Here is a 20,894-nt window from a genome sequence, read left to right on the forward strand (position 1 = left end):
TAGAATATAGTTATTTAATGTTTATCTCCCTCGCGGGTATAGAGTCAGGTAATAACCCCGACCGTAATATGATCCTCTGGCCTCTGTCGCTTCTTAAAAAATTTGAGAAAGCTGCAGCCAATCCAGCACGTCCGGTGCAATCTATCACATATAGTTTGCGGCTTAACGGATACTGTTTTAGAGCCAGTGTTTCCTGTGATGGTTTAAAGTATTGTGTAGGCGCTTTGTCATTCTTTGCGTCACGCACACCTACGATCTTCACTTTTGATACGGCATCAGCATAATCACTATCCGCATCATTGAGCCAACCAAAACCAACGATACCTATCGCATTTGCGTGAGCACTTACATAACGTATCACTTCTTTATTGGTGTTCAATGCGTAGATATTCTTTTGTTTTAGTTCCGTATTACCGCTCAGTTCTTTCAAATACCTTACCAAACTCGAATTCGGGTTATCAAAAACGATGTTCTTATCGGCAAAAGCTTTGCCGTTCAACATCCCTTTGATCTGATCCACAGTAACTAACGTGTCAGTAGAAGCACTGTTCACGATCACTGCAACGGCATCTACCGCTACAGGCGTAGTTTCGGGCGGAAGTGTACGCGAGGTCATCAACTTGGCCTCACTATCGGTCAATTCTCTTGACAATATGGCAGCTCTAATGCTATCGGTCAATAATAGTTTCAAGGCCTCGTTCTCACTTTTGAACACGAGCTTAACATCAGTAGCCGGATACAGCGACTTAAATATATAACGCTCCTGTTCTAAAATATTGCCGAACGACTCGTCGGCCAAGATCTTTATACTTCCCGATACACCGGTATCTGTTTCGGCAAGTTTAGCGGTCTTTTTGCGGTTGCACATCACAAATACCGCCATGACCACTACACAGGTCATGATCAGCTTCAAACTATTGCTCATCGATCGTTGGTGTGTTGATGATACGTATAAAACGCAGTATACCGTAAATAACGAATACGCCTCCGAACGCATAGCGCTGGTATTGACTTAGCGTATTGAATAATGGGATGCCATCCCAGAAAATGATCAGTACCCCGCATACGGTTATGCTAATGAAGAGGGCACCTCCTAAAATAAACAAAAATCGCCTTGTGGGCGATCTTTGTTTATTTGAAAACTTATTTAGCATCAATTTTATTGATCTGCCAGGGTGAACACTACCGGCACTGTGTATTGCACACGTACAGCACGACCGTTCTGTTTACCAGGGTTCCATTTAGGTGAAGATTTCAATACACGGATAGCTTCTTCTTCCAAACCTGAGCCTAATGTACGGCCTGCAGCCTTCACGTCGGTAAGGCTACCGTCACGTTCAACTACGAACGTTACGTTAACACGACCTTGTACACCGTTCTCTTGAGCCACAGCTGGATAACGTAGTACTTTATTCAGGTACTTGTAGAACTTATCGATACCTCCCGGGAACTCAGGCAACTGCTCCACCGAAGTAAAGATCTCATTCGGGTTCGACTCCACTACGGCGGCGCTTACAGGAGCGTTACCCACAGGCTCGTCGATACGAACGGTTTGCGTTGGGTCACCTTTGATATCTTTCTGACCAGGGTCGGCGGTCTTCAGATCTTCCTGGGTCGGTGGATCTTTTTCGCGTACCTGCTCGTCAGGTTTTACTATCGGTGGCGGGAATTTCACCTGATCCACTTTAGGCTTCTGCGGCTCAGCCGATGGCGGCGGCGGTGGAGGAGGTGTTTTTTCGTTGATCGGTGGCGGAGGTATCAAAACTACTTCCTGGATCTTTACTTCCTCTTTTGGCGGAGGTATCAATCCTTTGATCTTGTTGATGATAGTTGGTAACGATACGGCGAACACGAATAAAGTGCCCGTGATCAGCAAAGCGATCATTGTATTGCGACCATTGTTCTTACGAAGTTGGTACGCACCGTATGTTTTGTTCCTATCAGTAAAAACAACATCAAGCCACTCTGTTTTTAATATATCAAGCTTTGATCCTAACATGGCTTTTTATTTTAAAACGTTTAACAAAGTGTTTGTTTTTAGTAGATATTATCACGCTTCAAAAGATCAACTTCTGGAGGGGTGATAGCTACGATGGCAAATGCCATATTATCAGTGATGTGCAATTCGTCAAGCACATCTACCACATTTTTGTATACCGACTTGTCGCTCGGTTTGACGATCACGAACAGTGATTTACCAGTGGTTTGTAATACCTTTTGTTTTTGCTCGGTAAGTACCTTACGCAGGTCATTTTTACCGTAACCGATCACTTCAGGTGCACTTTTACCTGGCTCACCAATGAACCACTCCAGCTTATTATTGCTACCCAGCAGCACCGTCATGGTACGTGAGGCAGCGATAGGCTCTTGTGTGTTCTGATCATCCTTATCAGGCATGGCAAGGTCCATTGCCTTAGGCTTATTGAGGGTGGTGGTAAGCATAAAGAAAGTTACCAATAAGAAAGCAAGATCCACCATGGCCGTAAGGTCCACACGTGTACTTTGCTTTTTACTTCTAACCTTCCCGCCTTTCTTGCCACCCCCGCCGGAGGTATCTAATTCTGCCATTGTATTATTTTGCTCTTAATGAGGTAATTAAACTGAATTTATTTACTTTTTGCTTTTGCAGTATCGCGATCAAACGCTCCATGGTAGGATATTCTTCGTTGCTATCACCTTTGATAGAGAAACGAAGTTCTTTACCGCTAATGTTCTTTTCTACCACGCGCGCCTCACGTATCCAGTTGAACATCTCATTGCTTACCGAATCGGTAGGGATACCACCGTTCTTAGAGGCTAAGAAAGCTTTACGCTGCTCACCATCTAAAGCAAGGAATTGTTTTAATGACTGCACCGGAACACCGATAGCGTCCAGGTTTTGAAATTGCTTTACCTCGTTAGGTGTAAAACCGATGTTATACTTTGAGCCTATTTGCAATAAGGTTTGCTTACGCATTTCAGGACCATCCAAAGTTAAGAACGTTTTACCTTTACCTACAGTGATCAAAGCAACGCCACTTTCAGGTAAAGTGACCTCGGTGGCCGACCTTGGAGTATCGACCGGAACCGGATCCTCAACCTTTGGCTTGGCTGTTAATATAAAGAAAGTAAGCAAAAGGAACGCCACGTCGCACATGGCGGTCATATCTATCGCTGTACTCTTTCTTGGGATCTTTACTCTTGGCATTTCTGTTGTCTTATAAGATGAATCACTATGATCAGTTAATCAATAACAGCTTTGCTGCATTACACAGCAAAGCTGTTCATTATATCAAAAACTAATTCTTAGTAACCTCTTTCTTTGTTCTTGTGCGAAGCAGCGAATGTTTGAACGATGCTGAAACCGGTCTCATCGATAGCATAGGTCAACTTGTCGATCTTTGAAGTGAACAAGTTGTACATGATGATCGATAAAGCCGAAGTACTGATACCTAATGCAGTGTTGATCAACGCCTCAGAGATACCGGTAGCAAGTTCTGATGAGCTTGATGCACCTGAATCACCTAATGACTGGAACGCCTTGATCATACCTGTTACAGTACCTAACAGACCCATCAGTGTACCGATAGATACTAAGGTAGCGATGATGGTCAGGTTTTGCTCTAACATTGGCATTTCTAAAGCAGTAGCTTCTTCGATGTCTTTTTGGATAGCTAAGGTCTTTTGGTCTACGTCCAGGTTAGGCTCAGCTTCCATCTCTTTGTATTTTTTCAGGCCTGATTTGATCACGTTAGCTACTGAACCTTTTTGCTTGTCGCACTCAGCGCTGGCTGCGTCGATCTGACCTTGGTTCAAGAAAGCGTTGATCTTTTTAACAAAAGCGTCAACGTTGCCAGTACCTGAAGCTTTACCGATAACTACGAAACGCTCGATCGAGAAAACGATCAGCATCAAGAACATGGTCATCAGAACTGGTACGATGATACCACCTTTGTGTACAGTACCAAAGTAATCTACTGGAGCACCTTTTTCAACATCACCACCTTTATAGTGACTTGGATCACCTAAAACGAAAATGAATATGCATAATGCAATTACGAAACAAATTGGAATAACAAGAGAAGCGAAAGCGCCTGAGTTACCTGAGCTTTCTTTTTTTACCGGAGCAGTTGGTTTTGATGGTGCGGTTGCCATTACTTTAAATTTAGTTTTTAGTTTTTGTTTATAATATTTAGTTAATTAAATATGCATGTACTGCGGATAACAAATCTATAATTTTAATCATATAAAATTACGCAAAATGTTATTCTTCATAATAATTTAATCTCCCGACCTTATTCGTTTTTAACTTTTGGCCGATGTATAACTTAACGTTACACCGTTCATATATTGTGTTTAGACAATTATTATTTTGCAATGAAAGCCATTTTTTTTCTTAATAGCAAGCATCGCCAGCCAAAAATGTGTAACTAAACTGATATAACTGAACGATCTTGGTGTACAAATTACGCTTATTGGCAATAATGCACAATGCTAAATGAAAAAATAGCCATTTAGACGGCTATTTGATAGAGAAATCGCAAAACGGCATACATTGTTTTGCTCATTTGCATGAAGGGTGAGGTGTGGCAGGCTTATCCGCCGGCTTTTTTGGCTTTGTAAGCGTTATCGGTAAGTATGATAAGTACCTTATCACGGTGGTCGCCTTGGATGAGGATCTCGTGGTCTTTTACCGATCCACCCACTCCGCACTTATTCTTGAGCATCTTGCCGAGCGTTTCCAGATCGGCCAGTGAACCGGAAAAACCGCTAACACGAGTGACCACCTTGCCACCGCCCTTGCGGTCAAGATAGATCTTCAGATTTTGCTGCTGTGGTGGCGGGGTGGTGATACCGTCATCATCGTTGGTGTCGAACTGGAAGCCCGGATCAGTTGAGTACATGATGCCTCCCTGCAGATCTTTATTCTTTTTACTCATGTGCTTTTGGATGATACTCGTTACCTACAATGACCTTTAACGATAGTGGCACCACATTTATTTCGGCATTGGGCCCGGTCACCTGCGGTTCGCCGTCCAGATGCACAGGTCCGCTTAGCTTGCGGCTCACTTGTATGTGCCTTCCTTTAATGATCTCCACATAGCGCGACTTATCGGCCGTTTTGGTGAACATGCGCAGGCCCATCTCTGGGAAACGGTATAACGGGAAGGGCTTGATCACGCAAACATCCAGCAAACCATCCTGTACCGAGGCACGGGGCGATACGTGGGCGTTGTTACCATATTGTGATGAATTGGCAAAGCTCAGCATGAAGGCCTCCCGGTCGTACTCACTCCCATCGATCTGCATATGGTAGCGTTGCGACCGATAGTTAATGATCTCTTGCACGGCCGAGCGGAAGTAGGTGATAAAGCCGCGCTTGGTTTGCCGTGCGAACACCTCGCTAATGTGGGCATCAAAACCCATACCGGCCATATTGAAGAACCACTGCCCGTTCATTTGACCGGCGTCGATATGTTCTACCTTATTATGATTGATGTTCTTGATCGCCTCGACCGTATCCATAGGGATGCTCAGGAACCTGGACAGGCCGTTACCCGAACCAAATGGAAGGATACCCAACGCGGCGTTGCTTTTCACCACGGCCGAGGCCACCTCGTTCACGGTGCCATCACCACCCACGGCGATCACGCTTTGATAGGTGTTGCTAGCCTCTTTGGCCAGCCAGTGGGCGTGGCCAGCCTCTTCGGTAAATACGATGGTATGATCGATCGTCGTTCTGTCGATATACTTATCTATCAGCTCGGGCACGTGGGCTTTAGCCTTGCCCCCGGCAATAGGGTTTATCACAAATAAGACTTTCCGTTTCAACTATATATCCCTTTACAGGCACCAAAAGTAAGCCTATTTTCGGCTTTTGTAAAATTGTTTTACTTTTGCTGACCGAAAGTGGACTGATTTGATTTAAGCTGCCCGGCAGCCGGATTGCAACCACGTAAAAAAGTGCTAAAACCAAATTTCTTTTTTACTCTCCGATCCTATCCAACAGGTTACCTTTCAGGGACATCATATTAACTGACAGAAATTTTTTATGCCTTATTTATTCACCTCAGAGTCCGTATCAGAAGGACACCCGGATAAAGTGGCCGACCAGATATCGGACGCACTCATTGACAATTTTTTGGCCTTTGATGCCGACTCCAAAGTAGCCTGCGAGACCCTGGTGACCACCGGACAGGTGATCCTTGCCGGAGAGGTTCGTTCAAGCGCGTACCTTGACGTGCAAAAGATCGCCCGCGATGTGATCAACCGCATTGGCTACACTAAAGGTGAGTACATGTTCGACGGTAACTCTTGCGGTGTGCTTTCGGCCATCCACGAGCAATCTCCTGATATCAATCAAGGTGTTGACCGCCAGAACAAGCAAGAACAAGGCGCCGGCGACCAGGGCATGATGTTCGGCTACGCTACTGTGGAGACCGAGAACTATATGCCATTAGCGCTCGACATCGCACATGCTTTACTGATCGAATTGGCCGCTATTCGCCGCGAGAACAATGAGATCAAATACCTGCGCCCGGATGCAAAATCGCAAGTTACCTTGGAGTACAGCGATAACAACCAACCACAACGTATCGACGCGATCGTGATATCGACCCAGCATGATGATTTTGCTGACGACGAGACCATGCTGGCCAAGATCCGTGAGGACATCATCAACATCCTTATCCCACGTGTTAAGGCTCGTTACGCCAAGTATGCCCACTTCTTTAACGACGATATCAAATACCACATCAACCCTACCGGTAAGTTCGTGATCGGTGGTCCGCATGGTGATACCGGTTTGACCGGCCGTAAGATCATTGTGGATACTTACGGTGGTAAGGGCGCTCACGGTGGTGGCGCGTTCTCGGGTAAAGATCCATCAAAGGTGGATCGTTCTGCCGCTTATGCTACCCGCCACATTGCCAAGAACCTGGTAGCAGCCGGTGTTTGTGATGAGGTGTTGGTACAAGTATCATACGCGATCGGCGTGGCCGAGCCAATGGGTATCTACGTGAATACCTACGGCACCGCTAAAGTTGACCTGCATGATGGTGCTATAGCCAAAAAGGTAGAAGAGCTATTTGATATGCGCCCATACGCGATAGAGACCCGCTTTAAACTGCGCAACCCGATGTACAGCGAGACCGCAGCTTATGGCCACTTTGGCAAACCAAGCCAAACCGTTACCAAGACCTTCGTTAGCCCTGAAGGCCGCCAGGTGACCAAAGAGGTAGAATTATTTACCTGGGAGAAACTTGACTACGTTGAAAAAGTAAAACAGGCTTTTAGCTTGTAATACGACCCCATAGCTTAACAAAAGGCCGCATGATCTGATCATGCGGCCTTTTTGTTTTAGGTGCTATAGACTTACTCCTTCTCTACCACCACAGCGGTGCCATAGGCCAGTACCTCAGTAACGCCTTGCATCACCTCGTTGGCATCGTAGCGCATGTTGATGATGGCGTTAGCGCCCAGTGCGGCAGCATGCTGGATCAGCAGTTGGTAGGCTTCCTCGCGGGTGCGTTCGCAAAGTTCTACATAGATGGAAAGCCTGCCGCCGAAAAGCGACTGTAAACCGCCGGCTATGTTACCTAGTGCGCTACGGCTGCGTACCGTGATGCCGCGTACCACGCCTAAATGTTTGACCACTTTATAACCGTCTAAAGCGTTGCTGGTAGTGATGAGTGAAGTGTCCATCTCTTGAATTATGAATTTGATAATTTTTAGTGTTTATGGCGGTCAAGATAGGTAATGCTATGTTACAAAATGGTGTTACAACTGTTACATTTTGCCCGAACGGTGTTACAATTAGTGTTACATTCCGGCTTTTTGTCGATTTTTCTGGAAAAAGTTGGGTTTTTACGAATTTCGCAACGCTAAAAAGTGGGGAAATCTGGGGAATTCTGTTACACTGATGTAACACCTGTAACGCCCTTTCTAGCGGCCTGCAGGCTTTGGATAAACTGCTAAACTTTCGTGCCCCTCGGCATCTACACACTGCACCGCAAAGAAGTAATTATCCTTTGAATAGTCAGACGTGAACTCATTAACGGTCACCCATATCTTCTTTTCCCAATAAGGATTAATGGTCTCGCGCATGAGGATATAGTAGCCAGCCGGGCGCTTACCATTCTTGGGGGCATCCCACTTTAAGGTGGTCTTGTTGGTGAGGCCGGTGGTGCTCACGGTCACGTTCTGCGGTTGGCCCGGGGCCAGCGCCAGGTTAGCCAGCACCGAAAGGTTCATGCGAGCCACCTTTTGGATGTAAGGGTAGTCGGCAAAGTCGGGCAGGTCGCCATAGTCAACTCCCTTGTCTTTGCGCAGGTCCTGATGTTGACGGGTGAAATCCTCGTTCATTTCCGTGAAACGCACTGCCGTAAAGCCTTGCAGCAGGAAAGGAGTTTGATCGCCTCCACGCAAAAAACGATCACGGCGGTATACCATACGTACGTTCAGGTGGCTTACATAGCGTTCGGCCACTTCCTTCACGTAACGAGCCAGTTGCCTCGATGGCGCATCGTTCTCGCCGCCATTATTGATCAGTGCCGCAAGGGCGCGGGCATTGTTAACGGTGGTCGAGGGCACACCTTCGCTAAAAACGCGAACGCTGGTATTATCCTTGATGCCGTTCTCCATACCGACGGTATTGCCCACGATGTCGTTATTAAGCATAGCATCGATGTCCCATTTCTCTGCAGCGGCACGTTTGGCCACGTTGGTCGATCCGTTAAGCCCCTGCTCCTCACCTACCACGGTCATGAAAATGATGGTAGCCGAGAATTTGCTTTTAGCCATCACACGGGCCAGCTCCATCGACACGGCCGTACCGGAAGCATCATCGACCGCGCCCGGTGCCACTGAGGCCGAATCCATTACATTGGTCACCCGCGAATCATAGTGGCCTGATACGAGGTACACGCGGGTATCGGTCGGGTCGGTACCCTTCAAGGTAGCCAGCACATTTTTGAGCACCGTAGGCTTGCCAATGCGCCCCCCGGCGGGTTGCGTAAAGGTATCGAACTCCACTTTCATCCTCCCACCCGAGGCAGCGGCATAACGCTCCAGCTCGGCCTTGATCCAGTTACGGGCCGCGCCAATGCCGGTGGTCTTGCTGGTGGTATCGCTTAGGGTATGGCGGGTTTTAAAGCTCACCAGCTTACGCACGATGGTCTCTATATTCTGTGCCGATACCTCGCTGTTCATTTGCTGTATGGCAGCATCAGGCCTAACAGTGGTTTGCGCCAGGGCCACCGGTGTAACGAACAAAAAAGGGAGTAATAGTTTGAGTTTCATGAGTTGAGAGTTTGCCTTAGCAATATAATTCATTGCGATGGCAATCGAATGGTTTGAAACAGGATATTTACCTGCGGTGCGCTTGATGGATCGAGCTTGCTAGACACTTAGGCTGCGATAGATCGGCCGTGTAGGAGATGAATTGTTGTCTAGGTTGGCGATAACACCAACCATAGGCTGCGGTGAGTTTGATAGATCGACCTTCGTAAAGACTTAGCCTGTGGTTGGTGTTATCACCAACCACTCACGTGATCTGCTATCTAGCGATCGGTTCTGAAGCCCCTAGTTAGTGTTATTTACCAACTATGTGTACCGATGCAACTTAATATTGGGCGTTATACGTAAGGTTATGTTGTCGTCACCCCCAAAACTTTAACCAACTGAAGTTTATATATTGCCTGTATGCATCAGGGCATAGAATTTTTTGCTGCGACTTGCTTGAACTGGAAGGCTCTACTCAAACCTCATGAGCACAAGCAAATAATACTTGAAAGTTTAGCTTTCCTAGTGAACGAGAATAGAATATGGTTATACGGCTACGTCATCATGAACAACCATATCCACATATTATGGCGCAAGCAGGACGATCAGGTCGATAAAAATATTCAATTACAGTTCTCAAAGTATACAGGCCAGCAACTCAAGTTCAGTTTAGAGGCCAATTACCCGCACCTTTTACCTTTTTTTAAAAGCACACAAGTCGACAGAGCATATCAGTTTTGGGAACGTAGGCCATACAAGGCTACAATGTATAACAGGATTGTGTTGGAGCAAAAGTTGGAGTACATTCATGACAATCCTGTCAAAGCTAACCTGTGCGATGTTCCTGAGAATTATGAGTATTCGTCTGCCGCTTATTATGTATTGAATGCTCCTAACAAGCTATTAACTCATTACATGGAACACATGTAGTGAAATGACAAATCAAAGGGTTGGTGATAACACCAACCTTAGGCTGAAACGACAACCCGATACTGTTTGATGACACCTACTGCTTTTTCAAACTTTCCACCTCAGCCAGGGTATATCGCTTATATGTTACACCGAAGGTTCTGGCGTATGCCGCTATCGGCTGATCAAAGCCGGCCTTCAGGCGAATGCGGTCAATGTTGGCCGGATCTTTTACTGGCCAAACGAACATCACATAGTCCTTCTTGCCGGTGCTCTTGTTAGGCACCATCATGCCATATATCTGCGTGCCGTAGACCTGCTCTTTGCCCTCGTCCATTAACAGCCGGTCCTGCATCTTAGCGTACAGGGTAAAGGGTATCTCCTTTTTTGCGGCGGCCTTTCTGATCAGCTCGATATGATCTTTGATGTGTGGCGAATGTTGGATCACGTTCCAGGCCACCTCATTGGTTGGCGTACCTACCAGGCTTGCACCCGGGTATCCATACTTTTTAATAATACCTTCCACCTCCAGCATGTTCAATGAGTCGACCCGCTGCATATCGTTCACCAGGAACATGAACAAACCATCAGAAGAACGACCGAACATCCTGGCGATCGAATCCTTGTTTGCACCTTTGCTCAAGGCCACCTGCGCCTCCCGGTACCGCTGATCCAGCATTAAAATGCTGTCCAATTTCCTTTTCAGGAACAAATTTGGGCCATGTTGAGCATTTACGAACGAGATGAACGCGCTTAGGATCAGGGTAAATGTTGTTCTCATTTGAGGCTATTGGTATGGATAAGGGTGTATCATTAGCCAATATATGAAATTAGTCGCCACTATATTGGCTTGTGGTTTATTTGGTCAACACCCAACTAAGCCAAGGCTACCTGTTAGCTGTTCGCTGTAAAGAGAAAATATATATATGCAGAGCCAATAAACCTTGTATCAAGCTTATTGTCAAACTCGAACATAAAAACCCTCCAACCTATGACAACGTTACGCTTTTCAACGATCATCGCAGCTTTTATGCTCATAACATCATGTTACACCGTAGGCTATTTTGGCGACAAGTTGCCGCCTACCGAGCATACTGATATTTACTATTCTGCTAAAGATGTTAAGCGTGCGCATAAAGTGTTGGGGCATATGACCTACCCGAGCGTAGGACAAAAGACCGTAACGGCCAAACTATCCAACTATGCAAGATCGATCGGTGCCGATGCCATTATCATATTTGGCACCGAGAATAGCAGCGCTCATGATAACGATGTGGTGAAGGCTGACGCCATCAAGTACACATCAGAGAATTGAGCTGATCGGCGAAGATCCAATTTATAGCCCAAGCTGGTGATAATATCAACCTTAGGCTATAAGCTGTATGATCGTGACCGCACGTCCAATAAAAAAAGCCGTAGAACCTATCAGGCGCTACGGCTTATATTTTCTAGAATAAGGTCTGTTAATTACCGGCTACTTCGGCGGCTGAACGGCTGCCTAAGCTGGCGAGTTCTTTGCCGGCCTTGGCCGACTTGCCTGCGGCCACGTTAGGAGCGCTCACTTTTAACTTTTGGCCAGGCGTAGCTTTGTTACCGCGGATGTTGTTCCATATGCGCAGGTCCTCAATATCCACCCCATACTTATCGGCTATGCGGCTGAGCGTCTCTCCTCTTTTCACCGTATGCGTGGTCTTGATATGGCTTTCGTTATCAGCTACCGGTGCCGATGCGTACATGGCTTTTGCAGGTATCGACTCTTCGCCGCGTTCGCCGTTCAATACCTCGTATAATACGCCGTACCGTTCCTTTTCAAGCTGCGGGACCACCATGCGGCGTGGTGCCTTGGTAGTACCGTTAACAATGCGTTTGGTATAGGCCGGGTTAAGCAATGCCAGTTCGTTAGCGTCAATGTTCAAAGCACGGGCAATGCTGTTGATCGAGATGAACTTGTTCACCATCACCGTATCAGTGGCCAGCCTCATGGTGCACTCGCGCGGAGTGATGCCGTGAGCGTTGTTGAAGTTCATCACATAAGCGGTGGCAATAAAGGCCGGAACGTAACCGCGTGTTTCGGCAGGTAGATACTGGCGGATCGACCAAAAATCGGTAGCGTTGGCTTGCTGCATAGCACGTTCAACACTGTTCTTACCGCAGTTGTAGGAGGCAATGGCCAGCAGCCAGTCGCCAAATTCCTGATAGGCATCCTTCAAATAAGCCGCAGCTGCGTAGCTGGCCTGGATAGGATCGCGGCGCTCATCAACATAGTTGTTCATATTGAGGCCGTAGATACGGGCGGTAGATGACATGAACTGCCACGGACCGGTAGCACCCACGCGTGATACAGCGTTAGGATCAAGTGCCGACTCCACGATCGAGAGGTACTTCATCTCATCAGGGATACCCGCATCGCGGAAGGCCTTCTCGTAAATAGGGAAATAGTATTTGGACAGACCCATGATGCGGGCCATATCGTTACGGCGGTTAGGCGCCAGGTAAGTATTGATGTAAGCCTGTACATACTCGTTATGATCAAGCTGGATGTCGCGCTGCAAAGAATCTAAACGGATCTTGAAGATCGAGTTCTCCACCGCATTTTGCTGGAGCTGCGCGGCCACACCTGGCGACACAGGTGCTGCTATCTTATAACTGGGTACGAAATTTTGCTCGTATTGGGTGGTGTCATTGTAGGCAGGCTGAGCATACGCCTGGTAAGTTTTGAATGCGAACAGTAAAATAGTTGTCGTAAGGAGTTTCTTCATTCTCAGGCTTCTATGGTCACGTTTATAAACACACTTTCCGAAGTGACCAATTTATTAACTTTTACGCAATCCTAAAAGATAAGTTGCAAAATTTAACAATTCGACCTCGTTAAATGCTTTGGTGCAGAGTTGTAACCCTAACGGTAAACCTGCGCTGTTGTTTTGTACCGGGACAGATATTGCCGGCACACCGGCCAGTGAGGCCTGTACCGTAAAGATATCCTCCAGGTAAGTAACGATAGGGTCGATATCCTGACGACCGATCTTGAACGCGGGCTCAGGAGCAGTAGGTGTCAGGATCATGTCGTACTCTTCTAAAATAGCGTTGGTGCGCTGCTGGATCAGTCGGCGTACCTTTTGCGCCTTGGCATAGTAGGCATCATAGTAACCCGCGCTTAGTACGAAGGTGCCCAGCATGATGCGGCGTTTCACCTCGGTACCAAAACCTTCAGAACGTGACCGTTTATACGTAGTGGTAAGATCAGTGGCATTAGGGCTGCGGTAGCCGTAATGTACCCCATCATAACGGGCCAGATTAGAGGAAGCCTCGGCCATGGTAAGGATATAATAAGTAGGGACCACGTGGTCGAGGTACTCGAACGATACCGGCTCAACTGTGTGTCCATCGGCCTTTAGAGCTTCGATGTGGTCGACCAGGCAAGCTTTTACTTGAGGATCCAGCCCTTCACTGTCCATTACCTCGCGCAGGTAGGCTATCTTCTTTTTACCGGTAACAGGTGCCAGTTCGATGCTGTATGAGGGTACCGGCCTGCGCGATTGGGTACTATCGTAACCATCGGCACCGGCGATCACTTCCAGCAGCAGGGCAGCATCTTCTACCGAACGGGTGATCGGCCCTGCCTGATCAAATGAAGAGGCGTAAGCGATGATGCCATGCCTTGACACGCGACCATAAGTGGGTTTTAACCCTACCACACCACAAAATGAGGCCGGTTGGCGGATGGAGCCTCCCGTATCGGTACCGATGGACGCATGCGCCATACCGGCCTGCACCGATACTGCCGAACCACCTGATGACCCGCCGGGTGCACGGGTCTCGTCGGCCATGTTCTTCACCGGGCCAAAGTAGGAGTTCTCGTTAGCGCCACCCATCGCAAATTCATCGCAATTGCAGCGGCCAATGATGATAGCATCCTGTTCCAGCAGCCTTTCGACCACTGTAGAGGAAAATACTGATGTGAAATTTTCAAGTATATGGGATGAAGCGGTAACCTGGTGCCCTTTGTAGCAAATGTTATCCTTGATGCTGATCACCAGGCCTGCCAGGCGGCCAGCCTCGCCCGAACTGATGCGGGCGTCAACATCAGCAGCGCGTTGTATGGCCTCTTCTGTAAATACCTCATTGAAAGCATTGAGGTGCTGGTACCGGGCTATATTAGCCAAGTAACCGTTGACCAATTCCTTTACGGTGGTTCTTCCTTCGCGCAGATCTTGCTGAATGGCCGTTAGGGTGGTGTACGTATTTACCATAGGCCGCTAAAATAAAAAAACTTATCAGTTGCCATAGAGTTATTGCAACCGATAAGTTCATAAAATGTGCAGAAGAGCGGTATCCGGCCTTAAAGCCGTACGTTATTAATGAACGTTGGTCTTCTCTTCAGTGGTAGTTCTTGTGGTGGTGGTGTTATCGTCCCTGTTCGAAGCATCTTTGAACTCTTTGACGCCCTGACCCAAACCTTTCATAAGTTCAGGGATCTTACGACCGCCAAATAGTATCAATATTGCAACGATGATCAGGATGATCTCTGGTGCGCCTAATCCCATGATTATATGATTTTAATTAATATTCTTTTTTAACTGAGTGATCGGTCTCAACAGCTACCGGCTCGGTAACGTGAGTATCATGATCGTTAGTGATAGAAGTACGATGTACAGGCTCCGACGGTTTTTCGGCATCGAAGTTATTGATCTGATTGTGTATCTCGCGTTTCACCCCTTCGGAGGCATCCTTGAAATCACGCATACCTTTACCTAAACCACGCGCCAGTTCAGGGAGTTTATTACCGCCGAACAGCAACAACGCCACGAACAGGATCAATATCAACTCTGGCGTGCCGATGTTCAAGAACAAAAGGACCGAACTGTACATAATGGATTTTATTAAAGGTACAAATATATACAATTATAACTGTACAATGTTTAACTTATTGTGTGGCCAGCCATGATCTCGGGTTCTGCGGCGTCTCCACATTGCGGATCTCGAAGTGTACGATGGTCTCGCCCGTAGCAGGATCGGTGGCCGCCGCGCCCAGTGTTTGGCGGGTGGTCACCTTTTGGCCTTTACTTACCGATACCGACTTCAAATTCACGTAACCGGTAAAGTACGCACCATGACGGATGATCACCATGTAACTACCGGCCACATCCACCACGTTGGTCACCTCGCCCTCAAAAACGGAACGTACGGCAGCGCCTGCACCTGTTCGGATGTCGATACCCTGGTTGTCGTTAGTGATCCCTTCTGATCGGTATATACCGAACTCCTGTACCACCTGACCTGCGCCTACCGGCCATGGTAAACGGCCGCGGTTACCCAAAAAGTCGTTCGACAGCTTGGCCGCCTCCGGGGTTGCGGTCAGGATCTGTGAGTCGGTCTTGCGTTCGATCACCTTTGGCTTGGCGGCCTCGGCTATCTCGGCGGCCGATTTATTCTCGGCACGAGCCTTCTCGGCAGCGGCTGCGGCACGACGGGCAGCTTCGGCACGAGCCTCGGCCTCTGCCTTGCGGCGTGCCTCGGCGATCTCACGTGCCAAAGCACGGTTGAACTGCCTGTTGATCTGTGCGTATTGGGCCTGTAAGTTCTTTTGTTGTTTTTTGAGCTGGCCTTCTTGTTTAGACAGGTCTTGCGCTACTTTATCCTGTTCGCTGCGTTGCTTGCCCAGGTTCTCTTTCTCTTTCTCTTGCTCCTGCAAAAGCGAACTTTTCTGGTTCTTGGTACGGTCCAGCTCGTTGATCTTTACGTGAAGTTCCTTTTGGGTACCCTCAATGGATGCTGCCTGACGCTCCCGGTAGGTACCGAATTGCTGCAAGTACTTTAAACGCTTAAAGGCCTGATTAAAATCTTTAGAGGCGAACACGAACATGAGCTTGTTGTAAGCGCTCTGGTTACGGTAGGCGAACACGATCATGGCCGCATACTCTTTTTTGAGCTGATCCAGCTGGCCTTGCAGGGTGTGTACCGTGTTGGTATTGCTGTTGATCTGGCTGTTGAGCAGGCGTATCTCAGAGTTAACGGTCTTGATCTTCTCCTCGCGCAGACCGATCTGGGCTTTTAAGATATTGAGCTGCTTGATGGTGGCGCGCTTGTTATTGCGGGTCTCCTCATACTCGCGGCGCAGGTCCTCCAGTTCGGCAGTTATCTTATCCCGACGGCGTTTCAGTTCGGCACTGCTTTGCGCATGAGCTTTATTAAAAAGGCATAAGCTTAGTACCAGGAACAGTGCAAGTCTCAAAAATTTCATCCTGCCCAAAAGTATGATTTTAATTGGCAGGTTCAAACCGCTCAGGAATGCTGAACGGATATTCGAGCACCTTATTGAACTCGGTGCGGTTGTATTCTAACTTAGCATTGATGGTCTTGCTTTTAACGGCCGATGTGATGTTGATCACCGATGGGATCACACGGCCTTCATCGGCCTGAATGAACTGGCTGTTGGTCACCTTGAGCGACTGGCCCACGGCAGGGTTGGCCAGCGAGGTTTGCGTCACCTTTTGATCAGGACCTACCAGCAGGCTGTATACCAGATCGCGCAGGTTACCGCTCAAAGTGGCATTGCCATTTGCGCCGTTGGTGATGTTACTGTTAGCATCCAGCAGTTCAGGAATGGCATTACCTACCAGTAAGGATTCGATGGTCAGGTAATTGACCTGGCGGCTGGCGTAGTTGTAAATGTAGCTGAACGGCTTTTTAAGGTATACGCCTTGAATCTTGTTGATCACAATGATACTATCGGGCGTGATCAGCGCACGGGCAGCCTCTATGCCTAATATGGCGGTTACCGATACCCAGATCTTTTTGCCATGCTGTATGCGGATATTCAGCGTTACATCGTTGTTCTTCCCATCGATGCTGAGCTGCGTTTTGGCCCTGCCCGAAAAGGTATTGAAAGGCGTTTGCCTGGCTTTTACCGCCGCAACGCGCGCAGCAGCAGGATTAGCTGTAGTAGTAGGCTTGGTCGCTACCGCCACGCTATCGGCGGTGCGGGTGACCAGCTTTTTCTTCGACTTACAGCTGGCCAGTACGGCCAAGCATATCAGTATGATGGGTAGTTTATTCGAAATACTTTTTCTCATTGATCTTACGGTCTAACAAGGGCGATGCGGCGCCCAGTTGTTTTGCTTTCTTCCAGTTCTGTAAGGCAGCTTCGGTATCGCCCAGGTGGAACAGGATGTCGCCATAGTGCTCTACCTGCGTGGCCTTGTCCTTGTTGTGCACCAGTGCCTTTTCCATCCACTCCTTCGCCTCGGCATACTTTTTTTGCCTGAACAATATCCAGGCATATGTATCCTCGAACGAAGCAGTATTAGGCTGCAGATCGATGCTGTGTTTGGACATCACCGCTGCTTTCTCCAGCTCCTCACCCCGTATAGACAGATAATATGCGTAGTTGTTTAATGTGTACGCATTGTCGGGGTTAAAGGTGAGCGAGCGGGTGTAAGCCTCATCTGAGCGGCCATTGTCTTTCAGTTCGTGATAGCAATCGCCCAGGGCGGCGTAAGCTTGGGCCGAAAGGTCCTTATCGTCAAATTGCAGGGCTACGGTATTTTTAAGGTAGCTCAGCGCTTTTGGAGCTTCCCTTTTTTGCAGATAGGCCACCCCTACCATGTAGTTCATCCAGGCCTGGTTAGGGAACAAGGATAGAGCGTTATCACCATCCTTGATAGCCTCATCGAGCGCATTGTCGGCCAGTTCGAGGCGTACCAGTTGCTCATGCACCTGGTAGATCTCGCCATTGATCTGCACCGAGCGTTTGTAAGCCTCGCGTGCCTCTTTGTAATTGCCGCTTTGAGCTAATATGTCGCCGTAAATGGCAAAGGCTTTAGCCTCATTAGGATGAACGGTGGTAAGGATGCGACTCAGGCGCAAAGCGCTGGCCTTGGCATTAGGGTCGCCCATGCGGGGCATATACCCTAACACGATGCGTACCTTTTGATCGATATCCAGATCGGGCGAGGCAAAGGCCAGTTCCAACTGTTTAAAACTGGCCTCTATTTCATTCTTTGACCGATAGGTCTCGGCAAGTGCTAAATGCACCATACCATTATCGGGCCGGGCCTTTTCACCTTTAAGCAAGATGCTAAGCGCCTTGTCAGGAAATTTATTGGAGTTGTAGATCTCGCCCAGGAGCAGGTAATAGCGGATCTGGTCGGGGTTACGGTCGATCAGGCCTTGCAGTTCGGACGCTGCCTTATCAATGTTGCCCAATTTGAGGTATACCTTTTGCCTGTTGGCCACCAGGTCATCGGTGAGGCCGGTCATCTGTTCCAGCTTGTCGTAAACAGCAAGTGCATCGTTGTACTTCTGTTCTACATAATAGGCGTTGGCCTTATCAAAATAGTAATCGGGCTTACCCGGGCCAAGCCTTAGCAATTCGTCCAGCACGCGCTGCAGGCGGGGCATGTCATTGCTTTTTTCATAACTATCGGCCAGAGCCAGCCAGTACCACTCATTATCGGGTTTGATAGATACGGCCTTTTCCAAAAGCTCGCGCGCCGAGGTAGGATCGTTCTGTAATTTTTTGAGGCCCGAGAGCTGGTACATAGCCGCATCATTACCGGCATCGAGCTGTAACACGCGGGCGAACATATCGCCGGCGCCTTTCAGATCTTCGATGGTCTTTTTGCGCATACCCTCAAAGTACATCTGCTGCACAACGATACTATCAGTAGCGTTAACAGGCGTACGCCCAGGCAACGCGCTACCACCGCTTTGGGCCGTGGCCGCCAGCGGAAGCAATAATGATACGATACCCCAATACCTCGACCTCATGTGTTGTCAACCTATACCGGTGTGGCCATAACCGCCCATACCACGCGATGTTTCGGTAAGTACCTCTACCTGCTCCCATTCAACCTTTTCGTGCTTGGCCACCACCATCTGTGCGATGCGGTCGCCGGCGTTGATCTCAAAATCAACGTCGGAAAAATTGATCAGCAGCACTTTGATCTCTCCGCGGTAATCAGCATCTACCGTACCGGGCGAGTTCACTATACCTATACCATGTTTGAACGCTAAACCACTGCGCGGGCGTATCTGTGCCTCAAAACTTTCCGGCAGTTCGATATGCAGGCCCGTCGGGATCAGTTTACGCTCCATGGGCTTTAGTACAACGGTCTCTGCCACATCGGCGCGGAGGTCCATACCAGCGGCATGTAGGGTCTCATAAGCCGGAAGGCTGTTCTTTGAGTTGTTGATAATACGAATGATCATCTATCTTTTGAGTATGGCCAGTATCTGCCTGCGTTCGGCAAAAAAGGCAACACCGGTGTAAAGCACCAGCAACGCGTTACCGATCAGCAAACTGCGATGAAATACTGAGAATGATAAATATACGATTACGACCGAACTTACGATGTAAGCCAGGTTCTTTTTCACATTGTACGGGATGGGATAATTTTGTTGCCCCCAAAGGTACGAGAGCACCATCATGCTACCATACGCGATCAGCGATGCCCAGGCCGATGCCATGTAGCTGTATTTGGGGATGAAAAGCACGTTGATCACGATGGTGAGTATAGCGCCCACACCAGAGATGTACAGGCCGTAGCGCGTTTGATCCGATAGCTTATACCATACGGACAAGTTCATGTAGATACCCAAACTCACGTAGCCCAGCAACAGCAGCGGCACCGCTTTGAGTCCTGACCAGTACAGCTGCTGCTGTACTGCGCCATGGCCTTTAATAAAGCCTTTCATGATCTCGATGTTGGCCACCAACGCTATAAAGATCACCGTTACGGCGATCACAAAATAATCCATGATAAGGGCATAGGTGTTACCGGCGTTCTGCTTTTTGGCCTGGCTGAAAAAGAAGGGTTCGGCACCCAACCTGAACGCCTGGACAAAGATGTTGAGGAACACGGCGATCTTAGCACACGCACCGTAGATACCCGTCTCGCTGGCACTGATAGAAGCGGGCAGGAATTTGCCTAAAAGTAATTTATCAAGGTTCTCGTTGATCACGAACGACAGGTTGGCCACCAGTACCGGCCAGCTGTAACTTAGCATCTCCCTGAACATTGGGCGGTCAAAGTTCGGTCGCAACAACAGGAACTCGGGCAGCAACAATACCAGCGTCAAGGCACTGGCGATCAGGTTCGACAGGAATACATACCCTATCCACCCTTGTCTGAACCAGCCGCTCAGCCACTCGTGGCCCGGCAACCGGTTGCTGATCATGTATGGGATACCGTAAATAAAAAGCAGGTTAAGCATGATGAACACCAGTACGTTGATGCATTTGATCAACCCGTACCTGCCCGGCCTGCCATTGGCCCTGATCCGTGCGAAAGGGATCACACACCAGGCATCCAACAGTAGTACACCAATAAAGTAGGCCACGTACTTCACGTGATCTTGCAGCGGCGTTTGCGGATCTACCCGTACCAATTCGGCTATATTGGTGATAAAGGGCAGTACGGCCACCAAAAAGATGAGGCTAATGCCCAGTATGGCGCCAAAGGTGTTGTTATATACCTGTTCTTTTTCGTCTGGGCGTTTGTTAAGGTATCTGAAAAAGGTGGTCTCCATACCAAAGGCCAGTATAGGGTTGATCATAGATACCCAACTGAACATGGTAGTGAAAATGCCGTACACCTTGGCCGGGTAGGCGCTCACATATATTTTGGTGAGGAAGAAATTAAGAATGCGCGGCGCTATGGTAGTTAGCCCGTAAACGGCGGTTTGTCCGGCAAATTTTTTAGCGGTCGACAATTTGAGAATTT

24 protein-coding genes are annotated in these 20,894 nt (G+C 48.2%); 4 read left to right on the top strand and 20 right to left on the bottom strand.

Annotated features, from left to right (window positions below; all coding sequences use genetic code 11):
* Positions 1-10: 10 nt before the first annotated feature.
* The 6 genes from LLH06_RS18305 to LLH06_RS18330 form a co-directional block, all read right to left on the bottom strand.
* Entirely contained in the window at positions 11-925 is a 915-nt protein-coding gene (locus LLH06_RS18305) for a PstS family phosphate ABC transporter substrate-binding protein (protein ID WP_228170737.1), read from the bottom strand.
* Positions 915-1,106, bottom strand: a complete 192-nt coding sequence (locus tag LLH06_RS18310; protein ID WP_228170738.1) for a hypothetical protein — start codon at positions 1,104-1,106, stop codon at positions 915-917. The genes LLH06_RS18305 and LLH06_RS18310 overlap by 11 nt, the downstream gene beginning before the upstream one ends.
* 53 nt (positions 1,107-1,159) lie before the next feature.
* Positions 1,160-1,999, bottom strand: a complete 840-nt coding sequence (locus LLH06_RS18315; protein ID WP_228170739.1) for an energy transducer TonB — start codon at positions 1,997-1,999, stop codon at positions 1,160-1,162.
* A 38-nt stretch (positions 2,000-2,037) separates the two neighbouring features.
* Positions 2,038-2,568 (bottom strand): ExbD/TolR family protein, encoded by a 531-nt coding sequence (locus tag LLH06_RS18320; protein ID WP_228170740.1) that lies wholly within the window; start codon positions 2,566-2,568, stop codon positions 2,038-2,040.
* A gap of 4 nt (positions 2,569-2,572) precedes the next feature.
* Positions 2,573-3,187 carry an ExbD/TolR family protein gene (locus LLH06_RS18325; protein WP_228170741.1) on the bottom strand — a complete coding sequence of 205 codons (615 nt, stop codon included), beginning with the start codon at positions 3,185-3,187 and terminating at the stop codon, positions 2,573-2,575.
* Between the two features lie 98 nt (positions 3,188-3,285).
* The gene (locus LLH06_RS18330; protein WP_228173312.1) at positions 3,286-4,053 is read right to left on the bottom strand and encodes a MotA/TolQ/ExbB proton channel family protein; all 768 of its coding nucleotides are present in this window, start codon (positions 4,051-4,053) and stop codon (positions 3,286-3,288) included.
* Between LLH06_RS18330 and LLH06_RS18335 the strand changes: the two genes are divergently transcribed.
* Positions 4,016-4,168 (top strand): hypothetical protein, encoded by a 153-nt coding sequence (locus tag LLH06_RS18335; RefSeq protein ID WP_228173325.1) that lies wholly within the window; start codon positions 4,016-4,018, stop codon positions 4,166-4,168. The two genes, LLH06_RS18330 and LLH06_RS18335, sit on opposite strands and share 38 nt — an antisense overlap.
* Positions 4,169-4,574: 406 nt before the next feature.
* Here the strand turns inward: LLH06_RS18335 and LLH06_RS18340 are convergent, their stop codons facing one another.
* Entirely contained in the window at positions 4,575-4,919 is a 345-nt protein-coding gene (locus tag LLH06_RS18340; protein WP_228170742.1) for a translation initiation factor, read from the bottom strand.
* Positions 4,912-5,811: a diacylglycerol/lipid kinase family protein gene (locus LLH06_RS18345; RefSeq protein WP_228170743.1), complete on the bottom strand. Its 900-nt coding sequence runs from the start codon at positions 5,809-5,811 to the stop codon at positions 4,912-4,914. The genes LLH06_RS18340 and LLH06_RS18345 overlap by 8 nt, the downstream gene beginning before the upstream one ends.
* Positions 5,812-6,031: 220 nt before the next feature.
* Between LLH06_RS18345 and metK the strand changes: the two genes are divergently transcribed.
* On the top strand, positions 6,032-7,282 hold the full coding sequence (gene metK, locus LLH06_RS18350; protein WP_228170744.1) for a methionine adenosyltransferase: 1,251 nt from the start codon (positions 6,032-6,034) through the stop codon (positions 7,280-7,282).
* A 71-nt stretch (positions 7,283-7,353) separates the two neighbouring features.
* Here the strand turns inward: metK and LLH06_RS18355 are convergent, their stop codons facing one another.
* Both LLH06_RS18355 and LLH06_RS18360 read right to left on the bottom strand, forming a co-directional pair.
* Positions 7,354-7,683, bottom strand: a complete 330-nt coding sequence (locus LLH06_RS18355) for a YbjQ family protein (protein WP_228170745.1) — start codon at positions 7,681-7,683, stop codon at positions 7,354-7,356.
* Positions 7,684-7,923: 240 nt separating this feature from the next.
* Positions 7,924-9,279 carry a M28 family metallopeptidase gene (locus LLH06_RS18360; RefSeq protein ID WP_228170746.1) on the bottom strand — a complete coding sequence of 452 codons (1,356 nt, stop codon included), beginning with the start codon at positions 9,277-9,279 and terminating at the stop codon, positions 7,924-7,926.
* Between the two features lie 546 nt (positions 9,280-9,825).
* On the opposite strand from LLH06_RS18360, the gene LLH06_RS18365 reads away from it, so the two are divergent.
* Positions 9,826-10,191, top strand: coding sequence for a hypothetical protein (locus LLH06_RS18365; protein ID WP_228170747.1), 366 nt, complete (start codon positions 9,826-9,828; stop codon positions 10,189-10,191).
* Positions 10,192-10,267: 76 nt separating this feature from the next.
* On the opposite strand, the gene LLH06_RS18370 is transcribed toward LLH06_RS18365, so the two are convergent.
* Positions 10,268-10,951, bottom strand: coding sequence for a DUF6624 domain-containing protein (locus tag LLH06_RS18370; RefSeq protein WP_228170748.1), 684 nt, complete (start codon positions 10,949-10,951; stop codon positions 10,268-10,270).
* A gap of 210 nt (positions 10,952-11,161) precedes the next feature.
* Here LLH06_RS18370 and LLH06_RS18375 point away from each other — a divergent pair, with 210 nt between their 5' ends.
* Complete coding sequence (locus tag LLH06_RS18375) at positions 11,162-11,485, top strand: hypothetical protein (protein WP_228170749.1); 324 nt, start codon at positions 11,162-11,164, stop codon at positions 11,483-11,485.
* 148 nt (positions 11,486-11,633) lie between these two features.
* On the opposite strand, the gene LLH06_RS18380 is transcribed toward LLH06_RS18375, so the two are convergent.
* From LLH06_RS18380 to LLH06_RS18420, 9 genes are all read right to left on the bottom strand, one after another.
* Positions 11,634-12,929, bottom strand: coding sequence for a lytic transglycosylase domain-containing protein (locus LLH06_RS18380; RefSeq protein ID WP_228170750.1), 1,296 nt, complete (start codon positions 12,927-12,929; stop codon positions 11,634-11,636).
* A 54-nt stretch (positions 12,930-12,983) separates the two neighbouring features.
* On the bottom strand, positions 12,984-14,420 hold the full coding sequence (gatA, locus tag LLH06_RS18385) for an Asp-tRNA(Asn)/Glu-tRNA(Gln) amidotransferase subunit GatA (RefSeq protein ID WP_228170751.1): 1,437 nt from the start codon (positions 14,418-14,420) through the stop codon (positions 12,984-12,986).
* A 105-nt stretch (positions 14,421-14,525) separates the two neighbouring features.
* Complete coding sequence (locus LLH06_RS18390) at positions 14,526-14,714, bottom strand: Sec-independent protein translocase subunit TatA/TatB (RefSeq protein ID WP_228170752.1); 189 nt, start codon at positions 14,712-14,714, stop codon at positions 14,526-14,528.
* Positions 14,715-14,730: 16 nt separating this feature from the next.
* Positions 14,731-15,039 carry a Sec-independent protein translocase subunit TatA/TatB gene (locus LLH06_RS18395; RefSeq protein ID WP_228170753.1) on the bottom strand — a complete coding sequence of 103 codons (309 nt, stop codon included), beginning with the start codon at positions 15,037-15,039 and terminating at the stop codon, positions 14,731-14,733.
* A 55-nt stretch (positions 15,040-15,094) separates the two neighbouring features.
* Entirely contained in the window at positions 15,095-16,411 is a 1,317-nt protein-coding gene (locus tag LLH06_RS18400; protein WP_228170754.1) for a murein hydrolase activator EnvC family protein, read from the bottom strand.
* A gap of 19 nt (positions 16,412-16,430) precedes the next feature.
* Complete coding sequence (locus LLH06_RS18405) at positions 16,431-17,243, bottom strand: DUF4292 domain-containing protein (RefSeq protein WP_228170755.1); 813 nt, start codon at positions 17,241-17,243, stop codon at positions 16,431-16,433.
* On the bottom strand, positions 17,221-18,939 hold the full coding sequence (locus LLH06_RS18410) for a tetratricopeptide repeat protein (RefSeq protein ID WP_228170756.1): 1,719 nt from the start codon (positions 18,937-18,939) through the stop codon (positions 17,221-17,223). The genes LLH06_RS18405 and LLH06_RS18410 overlap by 23 nt, the downstream gene beginning before the upstream one ends.
* A gap of 6 nt (positions 18,940-18,945) precedes the next feature.
* The gene (gene dut / locus LLH06_RS18415; RefSeq protein WP_228170757.1) at positions 18,946-19,380 is read right to left on the bottom strand and encodes a dUTP diphosphatase; all 435 of its coding nucleotides are present in this window, start codon (positions 19,378-19,380) and stop codon (positions 18,946-18,948) included.
* A complete protein-coding gene (locus LLH06_RS18420; RefSeq protein WP_228170758.1) occupies positions 19,381-20,883 on the bottom strand; it encodes an oligosaccharide flippase family protein in 1,503 nt (500 codons plus the stop codon).
* Between the last annotated feature and the right edge of the window lie 11 nt (positions 20,884-20,894).

The sequence above is a fragment of the Mucilaginibacter daejeonensis genome, from assembly GCF_020783335.1.
Lineage (GTDB): Bacteria > Bacteroidota > Bacteroidia > Sphingobacteriales > Sphingobacteriaceae > Mucilaginibacter > Mucilaginibacter daejeonensis.

What these genes read in the sequence shown, in the direction of transcription:
- LLH06_RS18305 (WP_228170737.1), bottom strand. Translation starts at nt 925, where the DNA reads ATGAGCAATAGTTTGAAGCTGATCATGACCTGTGTAGTGGTCATGGCG.
- LLH06_RS18315 (WP_228170739.1), bottom strand. Translation starts at nt 1,999, where the DNA reads ATGTTAGGATCAAAGCTTGATATATTAAAAACAGAGTGGCTTGATGTT.
- LLH06_RS18320 (WP_228170740.1), bottom strand. Translation starts at nt 2,568, where the DNA reads ATGGCAGAATTAGATACCTCCGGCGGGGGTGGCAAGAAAGGCGGGAAG.
- LLH06_RS18325 (WP_228170741.1), bottom strand. Translation starts at nt 3,187, where the DNA reads ATGCCAAGAGTAAAGATCCCAAGAAAGAGTACAGCGATAGATATGACC.
- LLH06_RS18335 (WP_228173325.1), top strand. Translation starts at nt 4,016, where the DNA reads ATGAATATGCATAATGCAATTACGAAACAAATTGGAATAACAAGAGAA.
- LLH06_RS18340 (WP_228170742.1), bottom strand. Translation starts at nt 4,919, where the DNA reads ATGAGTAAAAAGAATAAAGATCTGCAGGGAGGCATCATGTACTCAACT.
- metK (WP_228170744.1), top strand. Translation starts at nt 6,032, where the DNA reads ATGCCTTATTTATTCACCTCAGAGTCCGTATCAGAAGGACACCCGGAT.
- LLH06_RS18355 (WP_228170745.1), bottom strand. Translation starts at nt 7,683, where the DNA reads ATGGACACTTCACTCATCACTACCAGCAACGCTTTAGACGGTTATAAA.
- LLH06_RS18360 (WP_228170746.1), bottom strand. Translation starts at nt 9,279, where the DNA reads ATGAAACTCAAACTATTACTCCCTTTTTTGTTCGTTACACCGGTGGCC.
- LLH06_RS18365 (WP_228170747.1), top strand. Translation starts at nt 9,826, where the DNA reads ATGAACAACCATATCCACATATTATGGCGCAAGCAGGACGATCAGGTC.
- LLH06_RS18370 (WP_228170748.1), bottom strand. Translation starts at nt 10,951, where the DNA reads ATGAGAACAACATTTACCCTGATCCTAAGCGCGTTCATCTCGTTCGTA.
- LLH06_RS18375 (WP_228170749.1), top strand. Translation starts at nt 11,162, where the DNA reads ATGACAACGTTACGCTTTTCAACGATCATCGCAGCTTTTATGCTCATA.
- LLH06_RS18380 (WP_228170750.1), bottom strand. Translation starts at nt 12,929, where the DNA reads ATGAAGAAACTCCTTACGACAACTATTTTACTGTTCGCATTCAAAACT.
- gatA (WP_228170751.1), bottom strand. Translation starts at nt 14,420, where the DNA reads ATGGTAAATACGTACACCACCCTAACGGCCATTCAGCAAGATCTGCGC.
- LLH06_RS18390 (WP_228170752.1), bottom strand. Translation starts at nt 14,714, where the DNA reads ATGGGATTAGGCGCACCAGAGATCATCCTGATCATCGTTGCAATATTG.
- LLH06_RS18395 (WP_228170753.1), bottom strand. Translation starts at nt 15,039, where the DNA reads ATGTACAGTTCGGTCCTTTTGTTCTTGAACATCGGCACGCCAGAGTTG.
- LLH06_RS18400 (WP_228170754.1), bottom strand. Translation starts at nt 16,411, where the DNA reads ATGAAATTTTTGAGACTTGCACTGTTCCTGGTACTAAGCTTATGCCTT.
- LLH06_RS18405 (WP_228170755.1), bottom strand. Translation starts at nt 17,243, where the DNA reads ATGAGAAAAAGTATTTCGAATAAACTACCCATCATACTGATATGCTTG.
- LLH06_RS18410 (WP_228170756.1), bottom strand. Translation starts at nt 18,939, where the DNA reads ATGAGGTCGAGGTATTGGGGTATCGTATCATTATTGCTTCCGCTGGCG.
- dut (WP_228170757.1), bottom strand. Translation starts at nt 19,380, where the DNA reads ATGATCATTCGTATTATCAACAACTCAAAGAACAGCCTTCCGGCTTAT.